Origin of the sequence: uncultured Halopseudomonas sp. (assembly GCF_963977355.1) — a bacterium.
GTDB lineage: Bacteria > Pseudomonadota > Gammaproteobacteria > Pseudomonadales > Pseudomonadaceae > Halopseudomonas.
Genome location: NZ_CAXBOV010000001.1, coordinates 98,250 through 114,008 on the forward strand (window position 1 = coordinate 98,250; position 15,759 = coordinate 114,008).

A 15,759-nucleotide genomic window follows, 5' to 3' on the forward strand; every position below is an offset into this window, starting at 1 on the left:
CAGGAGTTACCCATGCCCAGCCGTCGTGATCGAGCCAATGCCATCCGTGCCTTAAGCATGGATGCCGTGCAGAAAGCCAACAGCGGCCATCCCGGCGCGCCGATGGGCATGGCCGATATTGCCGAAGTATTGTGGCGTGATCACATGAAGCATAATCCGCTGAACCCGCAGTGGGCGGACCGTGATCGCTTCGTGTTGTCCAACGGCCACGGCTCGATGCTGATTTACTCCCTGCTGCACCTGACCGGCTATGACTTGCCGATTGATGAGCTGAAAAACTTCCGCAAGTTGCATAGCAAAACGCCTGGGCATCCCGAGTACGGCTACACCCCTGGAGTCGAGACAACCACTGGTCCGCTGGGGCAGGGGCTGGCCAATGCTGTGGGTTTTGCGTTGGCCGAGAAGGTCATGGCTGCGCAGTTCAACCGTCCCGGTCATGATGTGGTTGATCACCACACCTATGTGTTCATGGGCGATGGCTGCCTGATGGAGGGTATTTCCCATGAGGTTTGCTCGCTGGCGGGCACGCTGGGACTCAACAAGCTGATTGGCTTTTATGACGACAACGGCATCTCGATTGATGGTGAGGTGCATGGCTGGTTCACCGACGACACGCCCAGGCGCTTCGAGTCATACGGCTGGCTGGTGATTCGTAATGTCGATGGTCACGATGCCGACGAGATCAAGATCGCGATCGAAACCGCGCGCAAGAGCGACAAGCCAACACTGATCTGCTGCAAGACCATCATCGGGTTCGGCTCCCCCAACAAGCAGGGCAAGGAAGAATCCCACGGCGCTGCATTGGGTGACGACGAGATAGCCCTGACCCGCGAACAACTGGGCTGGAAGCACGGTCCCTTCGAGATTCCCGACGATATCTATGCTGAATGGGATGCTCGCCAGTCAGGCAGCCAGGCCGAACAACAGTGGAATCAGCGCTTCGCCGCCTACCAGACCGAATTTCCTGAACTGGCTGCTGAATTCCTGCGCCGCATGGCCGGCGAACTGCCGGCTGACTTTGCCGAAAAAGCCTCCGCATTTATCCGCGATGTGGCTGACAAGGGCGAGTCGATTGCCAGTCGCAAGGCGAGCCAGAACAGTCTGAACGCCTTTGGCCCGCTTCTTCCCGAGTTGCTTGGCGGCTCCGCTGACCTTGCCGGTTCCAACCTGACCCTGTGGAAAGGTTGCAAGGGTGTTACCCAGGAAGATGCCTCCGGCAACTATATTTATTACGGCGTGCGCGAGTTCGGCATGAGCGCGATCATGAATGGCGTCGCGCTGCACGGCGGTCTGATCCCCTACGGCGCCACCTTCCTGATGTTCATGGAATATGCCCGCAACGCGGTGCGTATGTCGGCTCTGATGAAAATCCGGGTGCTCTACGTATTTACCCACGACTCGATCGGTCTGGGCGAAGACGGTCCTACCCACCAGCCAGTGGAACAGTTGACCAGCCTGCGCACTACGCCGAACCTGGACACCTGGCGTCCGGCCGACACTGTTGAAGCCGCGGTTGCCTGGAAATGCTCTCTGGAACGCAAGGGTGGCCCCAGCGCGCTGATCTTCTCTCGGCAGAATCTACCCCACCAGTTGCGTGACAACGAGACTGAAGCGGCGATTGCCCGAGGCGGTTACGTGCTCAAGGCCTGTGAAGGCGAGCCGCAGCTGATACTGATTGCCACCGGTTCCGAGGTCGGGCTGGCCATGCAGGCCCACGCGAAATTGACCGAGCAGGGTTATCGTGTGCGGGTAGTATCGATGCCATGCACCAGCGTCTTTGACCAGCAGGATGCAGAGTATCGTCAGGCAGTATTGCCCCTGGAAGTGGGTGCGCGCATTGCCATCGAGGCTGGCCATGCCGACTTCTGGTACAAGTACGTGGGGCTGGACGGCCGTATTATCGGCATGAACAGCTTTGGCGAATCTGCGCCGGCAGCTGCACTGTTTGAAGAGTTTGGCTTTACGGTAGACAATATCCTGGCTGCCGCCGACGAGCTGCTCGAGGAGTGATGCCCCAACGCACTCCTTTTCGCATCGCCCTTAACGGTTACGGCCGGATAGGGCGCTGCGTGCTTCGCGCTCTGCATGAGCGCGGGGGCGAAGGTATGCAGATCGTGGCACTCAACGATCTGGCCGATCATGCCAGTATCGAATATCTGACCCGCTTTGATTCCACGCATGGTCGCTTTCCCGGCAAGGTGTCCTTTGAGGGCCAGCATCTGCAGATCGACAACCAATCCATCCAGGTGCTTCGTCAGTCCGACCCGGAAGGTATTGATTGGCGCGCCCTGGACATAGACGTGCTGCTTGAGTGCTCAGGCGAGTACACGACGCGGGAGGAGGCATTGCGCTTCAGTCACGCGGGTATTCCCCGCGTGCTGTTTTCCCAGCCGATGGCTAACGCCGAAGCAGTAGATGCCACTGTGGTTTTTGGCGTGAACGAGTCGCAGCTACCAGATGACGCGCGACTGGTCTCCAATGCTTCGTGCACCACCAACTGCAGTGTTCCTGTGCTCAAGTTGCTCAATGAGCAGATCGGGCTCGAATATGTATCGATTACCACCATCCACTCGGCGATGAACGACCAGCCGGTTATCGATGCCTATCACCATGACGACCTGCGGCGCACGCGCTCTGCCTTCCAGTCAATGATTCCGGTATCTACCGGATTGGCTCGGGGTATAGAGCGGCTGATGCCGGAACTGTCTGGCCGAATTCAGGCCAAAGCGATAAGGGTGCCGACGGTTAATGTCTCGGCGCTGGACATTACGCTGCAGATGCGCCGCGATACCAGTGCCGAAGAGGTTAATCGCCTGCTCGAAAGCGCGGCGAGTGGAGCGTACTCGGGACTGATTGACTACACCGAGATGCCCCATGCCAGTTGTGATTTCAATCATGACCCGCATTCGGCGGTTGTGGATGGCAGCCAGACCCGGGTTTCCGGTCCACGCATGGTCAATCTGCTGGTGTGGTTCGATAACGAGTGGGGCTTTGCCAACAGGATGATCGATGTGGCGGGCTACTGGCTCAGGAAGTGATTAGGTACCCTGACCGATAGTCCTGCGCGGACTGTCCGGGAAGGATTTGGATTCTGATATTGATAAACAAGGAGTCGGTAATGAGCGTATTGACGATGGGCGAGCTGGATCTGAAAGGACAGCGGGTGCTGATTCGCGAAGATCTCAATGTGCCGGTCAAGGATGGCAATGTGCAGAGCGATGCGCGCATCCTTGCCGCACTTCCGACAATCAGACAGGCCCTGGAAAAGGGTGCTGCTGTTATGGTGTGTTCGCATCTGGGACGGCCTGAGGAGGGTGTATTCAGCGAGGCAGATAGTCTGGCGCCGGTAGCGGCTTACATGAGCAAGGCGCTGGGGCGAGATGTCCCGCTGATCACTGATTATCTGGCCGGTGTGGAAGTAGAGCCGGGTCAGGTTGTTCTGCTTGAAAACGTGCGTTTCAACCGTGGTGAGAAAAAGAACGATGACGAGTTGGCCCAGCAGTATGCCGCGCTATGTGACATTTTCGTCATGGATGCCTTCGGTACTGCCCACCGCGCCCAGGGTTCAACCCACGGTGTGGCCAAATTTGCCCGCGTCGCCTGCGCAGGCCCGCTTCTTGCCGCTGAACTGGATGCTCTGGGCAAGGCGCTGAAACAGCCAGCGCGCCCGATGGCCGCCATTGTCGCCGGCTCAAAGGTCTCGACCAAACTGGATGTACTCAATGCCCTGTCTGAAAAGTGTGACCAGCTGATCGTGGGTGGTGGCATTGCCAATACCTTCCTGGCGGCTGCCGGTTACCCGGTAGGCAAGTCCCTGCATGAGGCTGAACTGCTGGACACTGCCCGTGACATCGCCGCCCGTGTCAGTGTGCCATTGCCAACCGATGTGGTGGTGGCCAAGGCCTTTGCCGAGGATGCCGAAGCGACCGTCAAGCTGATCGATCAGGTGGCCGAAGACGACATGATTCTCGATATCGGCCCGCAGACATCCAAGCACTTCGCCGAATTACTGAAATCAGCGGGGACTATCCTCTGGAATGGCCCGGTGGGCGTATTTGAATTCGATCAGTTCGGCGAAGGCACCAAAGCCCTGGCGCTGGCTATTGCAGATAGCCCGGCATTCTCTATCGCAGGCGGCGGCGACACTCTGGCTGCGATCGACAAATATGGCGTAGCTGATCGTATATCCTATATTTCTACCGGTGGAGGCGCTTTCCTGGAGTTCGTCGAGGGCAAGGTTCTGCCTGCGGTACAGATACTCGAAGACGCCGCTGCCAGCGCCAGCAAGCTCTGATGAACTGACTTTCGCCGAGCCGGCTCCGGAGCCGGTGCGGCTGGTAACTTGCAGCCAACCGCCAGGTGCGGCAGGCTAATATCCAACTTTTGTACCATTTCGTTCAGGAGAACATTCATGGCTCTTATCAGTATGCGCCAGATGCTGGATCACGCGGCCGAGTTCGGCTATGGAGTGCCAGCCTTCAACATCAACAACCTCGAGCAGATGCGCGCCATCATGGAGGCTGCGGACAAGACCGATTCACCGGTTATCGTTCAGGCTTCCGCGGGTGCTCGCAAATACGCCGGGGCACCTTTCCTGCGTCATTTGATTCTGGCCGCTATCGAGGAGTTTCCGCACATCCCCGTGGTCATGCACCAGGACCACGGTACTACGCCGGCGATTTGTCAGCGCTCCATCCAACTGGGATTCTCCTCGGTGATGATGGACGGCTCATTGTGCGAGCTGGGCAAGAATCCAACTGAATACGATTACAACGTCGATGTCACTCGCCGAACGGTTGAAATGGCCCACGCCTGTGGCGTATCCGTCGAGGGTGAGCTCGGTTGTCTGGGTAGTCTGGAGACAGGGCAGGCCGGTGAGGAAGATGGGATCGGTGCGACCGGTATTCTGGATCACAGCCAGATGCTGACTGACCCTGAAGAGGCGGCTGACTTCGTCAAGCGCACCCATGTGGATGCGCTGGCAATCGCGATCGGTACCAGTCATGGCGCCTACAAGTTCACCAAGCCGCCAACGGGGGATACCCTGGCGATTGATCAGATCAAGGCTATTCACGCGCGCATTCCCGACACCCACCTGGTCATGCACGGCTCCTCTTCAGTTCCTCAGGAGTGGCTGGCGATCATCAACCAGTACGGTGGTGACATCAAGGAAACCTATGGCGTTCCGGTCGAGGAAATCGTCGAAGGTATCAAGCACGGCGTACGCAAGGTCAACATCGATACCGACCTGCGTCTGGCATCTACTGGTGCGATGCGTCGACTCATGGCTCAGAATCCGAGCGAGTTTGATCCGCGCAAGTTCTTTGGCGAAACGGTCAAGGCCATGCGTGACATCTGTATTGCCCGCTATGAAGCCTTTGGCGCTGCCGGCAATGCTTCAAAAATCAAGCCGGTCAGTCTTGAAGTCATGTACCAGCGTTACGCCAACGGTGAGCTGGATCCCAAGATTAATTGAGCTTGAGCGTTTCCAGACAGCTGCAGCGAGGAGTACCTATGCGCACGCCAGACGAAGAGCCTGACGAAGCCTTTGCACGGGAAAGGCTGGTCGAGGCAATCGAGAACCAGCTTGCCGCCGACCAGCCGCAGGCCGCTCAGGCAACGCTGAACAAACTCACTCTGGTGGGATACGCGAGGGAGGAGAGCATAGAGCTGATGGCCAGTGTACTGGCCCATAGCGTCGGGGTAATGCTTGATCGGGATGCTCCCTTTGACATGCCTGCTTACGAGCAGGCTTTGCGTAATTTGCCTGAACTACCGGAAACTACCCTCCAAGTGAAAGAACAAGAACAGGAAAAATGATCGATGTTATTGACGGTCCTGCGGGTGATTTTTTTCTATGTGATTGGCGTGTTGCTGGCGACTGTTCTGGGTTCCATTGCACAAACGCAGATTAATCTGTGGGAGCTGCAGCAGTTGGCAGTTTCGTTCCCCTGGGCCGAGCGGCTTGCCGTCACTCTTGGTGATCTCGCTGGTTTCACGCCGTTTTTTGGTGTGATGGTGGCGGTGTCCTTTTTGGTGGCACTACCCGTAGCTCAGGGGCTGGGCAAGATATTCAAGCCCTGGCGCTGGTTGTTGTTTTTTCTCGCTGGCGCGGTGGGCATCTGGGTGGCTTGTCTGGTGGCCAACTATGTGTTGCCGATGCCAACCTTCATTGCCGCCACGCGGGAGACACCCGGACTATTGATACTGATGGCGTCCGTGGGTATTGGAAGCTGGCTTTTTGGCAGGCTGACCCGTCCGCCGGCCAAGCGTGGTTTGCGCGTTCTGGGTTGACACCCAGTCATCGGAGATTGAAGCATGAAGAGCAAGAGCACGTTACTCACTGCGGCCTTGGCAATGGCTTTTGCTGGCGCGGCACAGGCAATTGATTACCAGATTGAGACAGTAGCCGAGGGGCTTCAGTTTCCCTGGTCCCTGGCATTCCTGCCGGATGGCGGGATGCTGGTAACCGAACGGGCCGGGCAGCTGCGGTACATCAGTGCAGAGGGAGAGTTGCAAGATGCACCGATCGAAGGAGTGCCCGAGGCGTTTGTCAGCGGCCAGTCAGGGCTGTTTGAAGTCGCTTTGGATCCTGACTATGCCAGCAACAAGCGCATCTTCCTCAGTTACGCCTGTGGCACTCTGGAGGCCAACCATACGTGCCTGAGCAGCGCCACCCTCGCTGACGGTGTGCTGCAAGGTGTGGAAGAGCTATTTCGGGTTCAGCCTGCCAAGGCGGGCAGCGCCCACTACGGCGGACGCATGGCATTTCTGGCGGATAACTCGCTGCTGCTGACTCTGGGAGACGGTTTCGATTACCGCGAAGAAGCGCAGAAAACGTCCAGCCACATAGGCTCTATAGTGCGCTTGAACCGTGATGGCTCGGTGCCGGAAGACAATCCTTTTATTGGTCAGGAGAATGCGCAGCCGGAGCTTTACAGCATTGGCCATCGCAACGTACAGGCGATTGTCTATGATGCGCAGAACGATCGGGTTCTCGCCCATGAACATGGTCCTCGTGGCGGCGATGAACTGAATCTGGTCGAGCCAGGCAATAACTATGGCTGGCCCAAGATCACTTTCGGCGTGGATTACAACGGAGCTGCCATCAGTCCTTATACATCCCTGCCGGGACTGGAGCAGCCAATAGTGCAATGGACTCCTTCGATCGCTCCATCGGGTATGACCCTATACCGTGGCGAGCAATTTCCTGCCTGGAACAACAGTCTGATGATCTCGACCCTGGCTGCGAGGAATGTACGCAGAGTCGCAATGAGCGGCACTGAAGTCGTTTCGCAGGAAGTCCTTTTTGAAGAGCTGGGTAGCCGCTTCCGTGATGTGCGTACTGGTCCGGACGGTAACTTGTACCTGCTTACCGATGCAGCGGCGGGCAAGGTTCTGAAGGTAGTACCTGCGCAGTGAGCAAGATATCTGATCGACCGCCAGCCTGATCGGTCAGATAGTCGGGTCGGCGGTATGGAAACTGACGCCGGCTCTACCGCTGAGCTTGCGTGAAAAGCGAGCCGAATCTGCCTGGCGCAGCAGCAAAGGTAGATCCAGGTCCGCCGCATGGGTCAGAGTGACGCCGATATTGACACCCACTGAAACACTCTGACCCTCCAGTTCAACGCTGGTTGCAAGGGTATCAAGTAACCTTTCTGCAATCATTCTGGCCTGCTCTGAATCCGAGACGTCATCAGCCACAAGAACGAACTCATCGCCACCAAGACGCGCCACGAAGTCGGTCTCCCTTGCAACGTCTGTCAGCCGCTCCGCCATCACGCACAGAATAGTGTCTGTAGTGGTATCACCTAATTGGTCGTGTAGCTGTTTGAACCCGTCAAGGTCGATCAGCATGACGGCAAGGGGAGTGGGTCGTCGTCTGCTGTGACGCAAGGCATTATTGATATGCTGGTCCAGCGCCGCGCGGTTGGGTATTCCTGTTAGGTGGTCTTCAAAGGCTGCATTCTTTAACTTCAGGTTGGCTTCATCCCGCTCGCGTTTTACTTCCTGAAGCTGCTGTTGAGCTTGCTCATGGGCGCTCGTCAAGTACCCTATTCGAGCTTCTCCCTCGCGTATCTGGTGTTTTTCCTGACAGAAGGTTCGCCAGACCAGCGCGAGGGAGGTCACCAGCATGCTGGCGACACTGCAACTCTGAATCGCCAGGTCGGCAAGTAAATAAGCTGGCATAAGGCCCGTTGCCCTAAATGCGAACAGAGCGATAGCGAAAGCGACAAGTAATGCGCCCAGCAAGAAAAGTCTGGCTGCGGGAAGCTGGAGGCGGACGGCGCGTATCAGGCAGATCGCCGCAAAGGCGGTGCTTATTATGGCCAGCCAGGGTATCGAGCGGCTGACCCAGCCCGCTGAGATAAACAGGCTGGCCAGGGCGAGAATCATGCTGATTATGACCAGCACATCAAATAGCACTCGCCAGGTGCTTGCCTCTATCTTGTCCAGGAAAAGGTTGCGCAAAAGGAGCAAGGCGCAGCCGTTTGCCGCGGTCAGTCCAAAGGGCAGGAGGCGGGTGCCCCATTCGCCAGCCTCGGGCCAGAGATACCGCCCTCCAAGCCCGGAAAACGCAACGATTCCCAGTACAAACAGGATCAAGTGAGAGCCAAAAAGAAAGTAGTTCTGATCGCGAAACAACCATGCTGCGGCCAGATGATACAAACCCATGCCCAGGAGTAATCCGCAGTAGAGCGTAACCATTGCCGTGCTGCTGACGCTATGGCTTGCGAAGGATGCCGGTGACCGAATCTGGCTGGTGACGCCGAGGCTGCCTACAGATTCGGTGCGCAAATACAGAGTTGCCTGTTCTCCCGGCGCCATCTTGAACATGAAAACCGCATTGCGGTGCGGTGAGTCACGCTCGGACAAGGGCACGCCCAGGCCGCTTGTGCGCGCGGGATGGCCGGCGCGGTAAAGGGTGACCTTGCTCAAGGAAGAATACGGAAAATACAGATGCCAAAGTGTCTCGCGCTGCGCAACGGACTGGACATTGATCTTCATCCACAGGGCGTCGGAGCTGTAGCCAAAATGCATGTTGCTGTAATTGGACGCCGCTGCCCAGGCTCCTGATCCAGAAAGAATTTGCTCGAAAGATGTCTGTGCGTCGGTACGTTTCAGCTCAAGCCATGGCTGAAGGTCAAGGGTCTTTTCGTCACCCTCAAGCTTCAGGATTCGCGATTCGGGTTGAGCGACGGTCCAGGATGACCAGCAAAGAACAAGCAGACAGCAAATGACAAGATACTGACACCTGGCCATGCTGTTGGAGATTCTTTTAACCTTATCCCTCATGGCTTGATTCTCGTGGGCTGAGAGTCGGTATGCAATACGACCCCATGACGCCCACTGCGTTTTCGTTGGTACATGGCCTGATCTGCCTGACGCATGAGGGTCTCCACGTCAGGCTCCACGCCGTTGCTCAGACTGATCCCCACACTGGCGCCCACGCTGACGCTGATACCGTCCAGTTCCAATGGCATGCTCAGCGCGTCAAGTAGTCGTTGACCCTGTTGCAATGCGTCGTCCTGATCAGCAATACCTTCGCTGATCAATATAAATTCATCACCGCCCAGCCGGGCGACCAGGTCGGTCTGGCGGGCACATTCGGACAGTCACGAAGCAATACCGACCAGTACCTGATCTCCCACGTCGTGCCCTAGCTCATCATTGATTGTCTTGAAGCCGTCCAGATCAATCAGAATCAATGCGAGCAATTCGCCTCGCCGCGCCGTGCGCTGCATTGCCTGGGGCAAATGCCGGCCAAGTGCGCTGCGGTTGCCCAGTCCGGTCAAGGGGTCCTGCATGGCCAGGAGCTCAAGTCGCTTGTTGGCCGCGGCCAGAGCCTCAGTGCGCTCGGCCACGCGCAGCGCCAGGACTCGCTCTTGATGGACGAGTGCCTGCACAACCTGCTTCTGCGCCGAGAGTGCCTGTAACTGAGCCTGTTCCTTGAGCCGCTTGAGTTCGTTGAAGCGTGCCGCCAGACCCAGCGATAGAAGCAGCATTTCAACCGCCGAGCCGATCTGCATCGCATTGACCGTGACGAAGTTGGAGGGAATCAAGCCGAAATTACGCAGACCCAACAACATGCCGCCTACCAGGAGCATAAGCCACGCAACCACGAAGATCCGTGACCCCGGGACGCCCTTGATGACGCAAACCACGCCAGCTGTGAAAAGCACTACCGTAGTCAGTACACCGGTGACCGACATCAATTGCAAGGCAGGTTGAATAGGAATGAACATGGTTATCAGCGTGGCCAGCATCGCCATCCAGGCAAAGATCGCAAGGAGGGAGTCCAGTGGAGGTGTTCGCCGTGCGGTATCCAGAAACGAACGCGCGAAGAGGACACCTACTGCGGCTGAAAGGCTTAGGCCGACAGGCAGGACACGGTTGCCGTACTCGCCAAGGCCGGGCCAGATGAATTGCGCGCCCAGACCGTTGATTGCCCCTACCCCGGCGCCAAAGGCAATTACAAAGCACACATACAGGACAAAGGAGCGTTCGCGCAGCACGGCAAACAACAGCAGGTTGTAAATGGCCAACGCCAGTAGCATGCCGAAGTAGAGCGCGAGAATCGCATAGCTTGCCTGACTTTCTTCGTAGAAGTGTTCTGCCTGCCATAACTGGGCATCCAGTGTCAGACTGCCCTCTGATTTTGCGGCTATGAGCAACGTGCGGGTTTCGCCGGGCTCCAACCGTACTCTGAATATGGGGTTGCGATGCTTCATGTCCCGTTGTTGGTAGGGTAGCGTATCGCCCTGGTGCTGTATCAGGGTGCCGCCCTTGCCTGCGTCGTAAAGGCTTACCCTGTCCAGCGAGGGATAACGCATTTCGAGAACCCAGTCGGTAGTACGGTCGGCAGCAGACACCACTTTGATTTTTAGCCAGAGACGATCGCGGGTATAACGGAAGTTAAGCCCCTCGCGCTGGGACGCGGGACGAAACAGGGAGGGTTGCTCCATCACCTCGGCGGGCTGAAGCTGGCGCTCCTGATCACGAAAGTAGCTGATATGGGGTTGCAGGTCGGAAATCAACCGCGTCTTGTTGTCGACAACAAGAGGCGTCGAGGCGTGAGCGCCAAGGCCGAGGAGCAATAGCCAGATCAACGCGAAACTACGCATTGCGCAATGGCGCAGGCCCCTGGACGGTCGAACGTGGGTTGATAAGACCATATGTGAAGTGTGACCTGAATCCCTGGTGTTTCATCATCGGCGGCCGGCGTTCTCTGCCGGGCGGGCTGAGGCGTTAATCAGCAGTGTGGGTGATTTGATTGGATTGCTCTAAGCCCGACTATAGGTCTGCGCTGGTGTCGGCGTCAAACCCTGCCGCCGAACGTTGCGCTTGTTGGCGGAAACCGCGGGGTGTGACTCCCAGCCAGCGGCGGAAGGTACGACTGAAGTTGGTCGGATCCAGATAGCCCAGTTGCTCTGCGACGCCCTCGATACTCAAACTGGTCTGTGACAGATACCAGCACGCCAGGTCACAACGTACATCGTCGAGCAGGGTTTGATATCGAACACCCTCATCGCTCAGATGGCGAATCAGCGTGCGCGGGGCCATATGTTCCTGTGCGGCCATCTGTTCAAGCGTCGGATACTGGCTGTCACAACTGAGCAGGCGTTGCTTGATACGCTCACTCAGTGATCCCCCACGCACCAGGCGTTGAAGCTGATTTTCACAGTCGCGCAGGGCCAGTCTTTCAGCCTCGGGGTCGGCGGCCAGGCAGGGGCTGTCCAGATAGCCGGCTGGCACCTCGAGGCGTAACTGATCACTCCCGAACCGAACTGTCCCCGCTACTTGACGATAGGCTTCAGACCAGTCGGTTTCGGGCATGGGCCAGTGCAATATCAGATCCTCATGCATGGGCAATCCGGTGGCGGTTTCAAGCAGACGCAGAACACCAGTGGTGAAATGACCAAGCAGGTATTCGCGCAACTCCGGGAGAATCAGACGCTCGTCCAGGACCAGCATTGTCGACTGTGTGGGGTCGATTCTGAATGCCGCAATGTTCTGCCGCAGACTTGAGTAGCGATTGATAACGCCAACTGCTGCGCGGACATTGCTGGTCAGGATGCTGGCATAGCCGGCAGCGCCATGCGCCGAGACGTCGGTGTGTCGACCCACTTCGATACCCAGCCAAGGGCATTGGCTGAGCGAGAGCGCATGTAGCACCAAACGGTGCATCTGGTCGAAACTCAGGAAGCGGTTGTCGTGATGCAGGTTGTCCCAGTCAAGGCGAGTACCTTCCAGAATGCGAGTATCAGAGAATCCGCGACGCCGCAGCTCGGCACAGATCAGCCGGGCATATACAGGGTGGATCGAGGGGCTGAGCCAGAGCTGCTGGTTGAACATGAATCGGACCGGTGGTGAGGGCAGTTGTCACAATATGACGATTTATTGCCCGTTGCAACGGTAGGCGGCCAGAGGCGCTGGGTAGATGATCAACATGCGGTCGTCGAATCAACCCAATAAAAACAAAAGGTATTCAAGATGAACAGCTCTGCCTCAGCGTCCCCCGCGCCTTCTGCCTACGTCGACAGAAAGCGGCATCTCTGGCTATTTTCCCTGCTAGTGCCCTGTATCGCGCTTATTGGCCCACTGATGTACATGTTCGTATCGCCAAACCTACTGTGGTTATGGCTACCGACTCTGTTCAGTTATCTAGTGATTCCGGTAATGGATGCGGTCATCGGAGAAGACCAGAGCAATCCGCCGGAGGAGGCGGTTCCGGAACTTGAGAAAGACCGTTTTTACCGCTACATCACCTTCGCGCTGGTGCCTGTTTTGTGGGCCAGTTTTCTGGTCAGTGTGATCTTTGTGGGTACCCATGAACTGCCCTGGCACGGTGTTCTGGCAGTTGTCCTCGCGGCAGGCGGCACCCTTGGATATGGTCTGAATCTGGGCCATGAAATGGGCCACAAGAAAACTTCGATTGAGCGCTGGTTAGCCAAGATTACCCTGGCTCTGGGGTTTTATGGCCATTTCTTTGTTGAGCACAACAGAGGGCACCACCGCGACGTGGCAACTCCGATTGATCCGGCCTCATCGCGGATGGGTGAAAGTATTTACCGCTTTATTTTTCGGGAAATGCCAGGCGCTTTCTTTCGCGCCTGGGATCTTGAGGCTGAACGCCTCGATCGCTGCGGTAAATCCGTATGGAGTCTGGAAAATGAGATAATACAGCCGGCCCTGATCAGTCTAGCGCTCTACGGTACCCTGATCGCGTTCCTGGGCGTCGAGATGATACCCGTGCTAATACTGATCGCATTCTGGGGCGCTTTTCAGCTGACTCAGGCTAACTACATTGAACACTACGGGCTGTTGCGCAAGCAGCAGGCAAACGGTCGCTATGAGCGCTGCCAGCCGCACCACTCATGGAACAGCAATCATCTGTTCTCCAACTGGGCTCTGTTCCACCTGCAACGCCATTCCGATCATCACGCTCATCCCACTCGTCGCTATCAGTCGCTGCGCGACTTCCCCGACCTGCCGCGTTTGCCTAATGGATATTTTGGTATGTATGCGATTGCCTACGTGCCTGCGATCTGGTTCAGGGTAATGGATAAGCGCTTGCTTGACGCCGTTGATCGAGATCCGTCGCGGATCAACTTCGAACCTGCCAAACGTGATCGTCTGATGCGCCAATATGGCCTGGGGGATGCGCAGGATGCATCAGTTGGTGCCGGGGTGGCCGCATGAGCCGTTATCTGTGCCCTGAATGTGGTTACATCTACGACGAATCAGCCGGCGACACCCACATGGGTTTCGCCGCCGGGACAAGCTGGGAGCAGTTGCCGGATGATTTCGTCTGTCCCGATTGTGCCATCAGCTACAAGGAGGATTTTACCTGCAGCGATGAGAGTACAGCCTAGAGCGGCCAGACCCAGAGCAGCATGGGAACGCTGATAGTCACAACCAGAATCTCGACCGGCAGACCCAGGCGCCAGTAGTCGCTGAACCGGAAACCGCCTGGCCCGAGAATCAGCGTGTTGTTCTGGTGGCCGATGGGCGTCAGAAAAGCGCAAGAGGCGCCAATGGCAACGGCCATCAGATAGCTGTCGGGGTTCACGCCGAGCAGTTGGGCGATGCTCAGTGCGATAGGGCACATGACGGCTGCCGTGGCAGCATTGTTCATGAAGTCCGACAGTGTCATGGTGATGACCAGCACCAGCGTCAGTCCGACAATCGCATTGCCCTGGGCCACCTGGTCCAGCAGGGTTCTGGCAAGAAGATCCGCGGCTCCGGTCTCGGCCATCGCCGCGGCCAGGGGCATCAGCGCACCGAGCAGGACGATGATCGGCCAGTCAACAGCGTCGTATATCTTGCGTAGCGGAATGACCTTGGTCAGCATGTATCCTAGGACGCCCAGGGTAAATGCAAGCGCAGCAGGTAGCACACCTGTTGCTGCGAGTAGTACGACGGCGAACATGATGGCGACGGCCGTAACGGCTTTTTTCCGGTCCGGAATCAATATGGTTCGCGGCGCCAGAGGGATGCAGCGGTACTCGCTGGCAAAGGTGCTGATGGCTTCGGCGCGGCCCTGCATCAGCAGTACGTCACCCGCGCCAAGACGGGTCCAGCGCAGCCTTCGGATGGATCGATGGCCTTGCCGGGAGATGGCCAGCAGATTGATACCAAATCGGGACCGAATCTGCAGGTCAGTTGCGCTCCGGTCCAGAAGCAGGGAATTGCTCTGGACTACCAGCTCCTGCAGTGTTGTATCGTCATCCTGGTTGCTATCAGTGTCGTCTTTTCGTTGTTTGTCGTCTTCTTCATCTACATCCTGGGGCGCTTCCGAGCTTTTTGAGTCATGAGTGTCTTCCTGATCCTCCGCTTCCTCATCCTTTACTGCGCGGGTATCTACCGCCTCCTCGAGTTTCAGGCCCAGGGTAGTCAGGGTCGCCCCCAGTGCATTGGGGTCTGCTTCTATCACCAGAATGTCGCCTGCGCGCAGTACCTCCCCCGGTAGTGGAGACGTAACCCGGAAGTCGTTGCGCACCAGGCCGACTATTTGGGCGTCCTCTTCGTCCAGCAGTTTTTCAACATCGCGCAGCTTACTGTCGACCAGTTTGGCATTCTCACTGATACGCACTTCTGTGAGATAGGTACCTGTATCGAAGCTTTCGGCGTCGTGCTTGTCCCGTTGAGGTACCAACCAGCGACCAAAAACCACTACAAAAAGCACGCCAATCAGTGCCACGGTCAAGCCCACTGGCGTGAAGTCGAACATGGTGAAGGTCGAGCCGATTTCGATCCTTCGAAAGTCGGCGACAATGAGGTTGGGCGGTGTACCAATGAGCGTGGTCATACCGCCGAGGATCGTACCGAAAGCCAGTGGCATCAAAACCTTGCCGGGCGCTATTTCCTGGCGTTTGGCTATTTGCATGGCTATGGGCATCAGTAGCGCCATGGCCCCCACGTTATTCATGAATCCGGACAGTCCGGCTCCAAGCAGCGTCAGCGCGCCAATACTCAACAGGGGTCCGCTATCGCGGGGCAGGATCTTCTGCGCCATATATTCTACGGCGCCGGTGCTCTGTAGGCCGTAGCCAAGAATAAGAACAGCGGCCACCGTAATGACGGCCGGTTGCGCGAAGCCGCTGAAGGCTTCCGTGCTGGGGGTCAGCCCCGCGAACACACATGCAAGCAGGGCGGCGAGGGCGACGATGTCATGACGCAGGCGTCCCCACAAAAACAAACCGACGGTCGCGGCCAGAATGCCGAAAATCAAAGCCTGATCAAGATTCATAATGT

At 57.2% G+C, this 15,759-nt stretch carries 12 protein-coding genes and 1 pseudogene; 9 read left to right on the forward strand and 4 right to left on the reverse strand.

Annotated elements, in window-relative coordinates; translation table 11 throughout:
- Positions 1-12: 12 nt before the first annotated feature.
- From tkt to AAC076_RS00510, 7 genes are all read left to right on the forward strand, one after another.
- Positions 13-2,010 carry a transketolase gene (gene tkt / locus AAC076_RS00480; protein ID WP_339842376.1) on the forward strand — a complete coding sequence of 666 codons (1,998 nt, stop codon included), beginning with the start codon at positions 13-15 and terminating at the stop codon, positions 2,008-2,010.
- The gene (epd, locus tag AAC076_RS00485; protein ID WP_339842377.1) at positions 2,010-3,038 is read left to right on the forward strand and encodes an erythrose-4-phosphate dehydrogenase; all 1,029 of its coding nucleotides are present in this window, start codon (positions 2,010-2,012) and stop codon (positions 3,036-3,038) included. The genes tkt and epd overlap by 1 nt, the downstream gene beginning before the upstream one ends.
- A gap of 80 nt (positions 3,039-3,118) precedes the next feature.
- Positions 3,119-4,294, forward strand: a complete 1,176-nt coding sequence (locus tag AAC076_RS00490) for a phosphoglycerate kinase (protein ID WP_339842378.1) — start codon at positions 3,119-3,121, stop codon at positions 4,292-4,294.
- Positions 4,295-4,411: 117 nt separating this feature from the next.
- On the forward strand, positions 4,412-5,476 hold the full coding sequence (gene fba, locus AAC076_RS00495) for a class II fructose-bisphosphate aldolase (RefSeq protein ID WP_339842379.1): 1,065 nt from the start codon (positions 4,412-4,414) through the stop codon (positions 5,474-5,476).
- A gap of 38 nt (positions 5,477-5,514) precedes the next feature.
- On the forward strand, positions 5,515-5,820 hold the full coding sequence (locus AAC076_RS00500; RefSeq protein WP_339842380.1) for a hypothetical protein: 306 nt from the start codon (positions 5,515-5,517) through the stop codon (positions 5,818-5,820).
- 3 nt (positions 5,821-5,823) lie between these two features.
- Entirely contained in the window at positions 5,824-6,294 is a 471-nt protein-coding gene (locus AAC076_RS00505) for a hypothetical protein (protein WP_339842381.1), read from the forward strand.
- 24 nt (positions 6,295-6,318) lie between these two features.
- Positions 6,319-7,422 (forward strand): PQQ-dependent sugar dehydrogenase, encoded by a 1,104-nt coding sequence (locus AAC076_RS00510; RefSeq protein ID WP_339842382.1) that lies wholly within the window; start codon positions 6,319-6,321, stop codon positions 7,420-7,422.
- Positions 7,423-7,455: 33 nt separating this feature from the next.
- Here AAC076_RS00510 and AAC076_RS00515 read toward each other — a convergent pair whose 3' ends face one another.
- The 3 genes and pseudogenes from AAC076_RS00515 to AAC076_RS00525 form a co-directional block, all read right to left on the reverse strand.
- The gene (locus AAC076_RS00515) at positions 7,456-9,297 is read right to left on the reverse strand and encodes a diguanylate cyclase (protein WP_339842383.1); all 1,842 of its coding nucleotides are present in this window, start codon (positions 9,295-9,297) and stop codon (positions 7,456-7,458) included.
- A pseudogene (locus AAC076_RS00520) lies at positions 9,294-11,177 on the reverse strand (diguanylate cyclase). Before AAC076_RS00520 ends, AAC076_RS00515 begins: the two are co-directional and overlap by 4 nt.
- 118 nt (positions 11,178-11,295) lie before the next feature.
- Positions 11,296-12,357, reverse strand: a complete 1,062-nt coding sequence (locus tag AAC076_RS00525; protein WP_339842384.1) for an AraC family transcriptional regulator ligand-binding domain-containing protein — start codon at positions 12,355-12,357, stop codon at positions 11,296-11,298.
- Positions 12,358-12,495: 138 nt separating this feature from the next.
- Between AAC076_RS00525 and AAC076_RS00530 the strand changes: the two genes are divergently transcribed.
- Positions 12,496-13,704, forward strand: a complete 1,209-nt coding sequence (locus AAC076_RS00530) for an alkane 1-monooxygenase (RefSeq protein ID WP_339842385.1) — start codon at positions 12,496-12,498, stop codon at positions 13,702-13,704.
- Positions 13,701-13,877, forward strand: coding sequence for a rubredoxin (locus AAC076_RS00535; RefSeq protein WP_339842387.1), 177 nt, complete (start codon positions 13,701-13,703; stop codon positions 13,875-13,877). Before AAC076_RS00530 ends, AAC076_RS00535 begins: the two co-directional genes overlap by 4 nt.
- On the opposite strand, the gene AAC076_RS00540 is transcribed toward AAC076_RS00535, so the two are convergent.
- Entirely contained in the window at positions 13,874-15,754 is a 1,881-nt protein-coding gene (locus AAC076_RS00540) for an SLC13 family permease (protein WP_339842388.1), read from the reverse strand. The genes AAC076_RS00535 and AAC076_RS00540 overlap by 4 nt on opposite strands.
- Between the last annotated feature and the right edge of the window lie 5 nt (positions 15,755-15,759).

What these genes read in the sequence shown, in the direction of transcription:
- tkt (WP_339842376.1), top strand. Translation starts at nt 13, where the DNA reads ATGCCCAGCCGTCGTGATCGAGCCAATGCCATCCGTGCCTTAAGCATG.
- epd (WP_339842377.1), top strand. Translation starts at nt 2,010, where the DNA reads ATGCCCCAACGCACTCCTTTTCGCATCGCCCTTAACGGTTACGGCCGG.
- AAC076_RS00490 (WP_339842378.1), top strand. Translation starts at nt 3,119, where the DNA reads ATGAGCGTATTGACGATGGGCGAGCTGGATCTGAAAGGACAGCGGGTG.
- fba (WP_339842379.1), top strand. Translation starts at nt 4,412, where the DNA reads ATGGCTCTTATCAGTATGCGCCAGATGCTGGATCACGCGGCCGAGTTC.
- AAC076_RS00500 (WP_339842380.1), top strand. Translation starts at nt 5,515, where the DNA reads ATGCGCACGCCAGACGAAGAGCCTGACGAAGCCTTTGCACGGGAAAGG.
- AAC076_RS00505 (WP_339842381.1), top strand. Translation starts at nt 5,824, where the DNA reads ATGTTATTGACGGTCCTGCGGGTGATTTTTTTCTATGTGATTGGCGTG.
- AAC076_RS00510 (WP_339842382.1), top strand. Translation starts at nt 6,319, where the DNA reads ATGAAGAGCAAGAGCACGTTACTCACTGCGGCCTTGGCAATGGCTTTT.
- AAC076_RS00515 (WP_339842383.1), bottom strand. Translation starts at nt 9,297, where the DNA reads ATGAGGGATAAGGTTAAAAGAATCTCCAACAGCATGGCCAGGTGTCAG.
- AAC076_RS00525 (WP_339842384.1), bottom strand. Translation starts at nt 12,357, where the DNA reads ATGTTCAACCAGCAGCTCTGGCTCAGCCCCTCGATCCACCCTGTATAT.
- AAC076_RS00530 (WP_339842385.1), top strand. Translation starts at nt 12,496, where the DNA reads ATGAACAGCTCTGCCTCAGCGTCCCCCGCGCCTTCTGCCTACGTCGAC.
- AAC076_RS00535 (WP_339842387.1), top strand. Translation starts at nt 13,701, where the DNA reads ATGAGCCGTTATCTGTGCCCTGAATGTGGTTACATCTACGACGAATCA.
- AAC076_RS00540 (WP_339842388.1), bottom strand. Translation starts at nt 15,754, where the DNA reads ATGAATCTTGATCAGGCTTTGATTTTCGGCATTCTGGCCGCGACCGTC.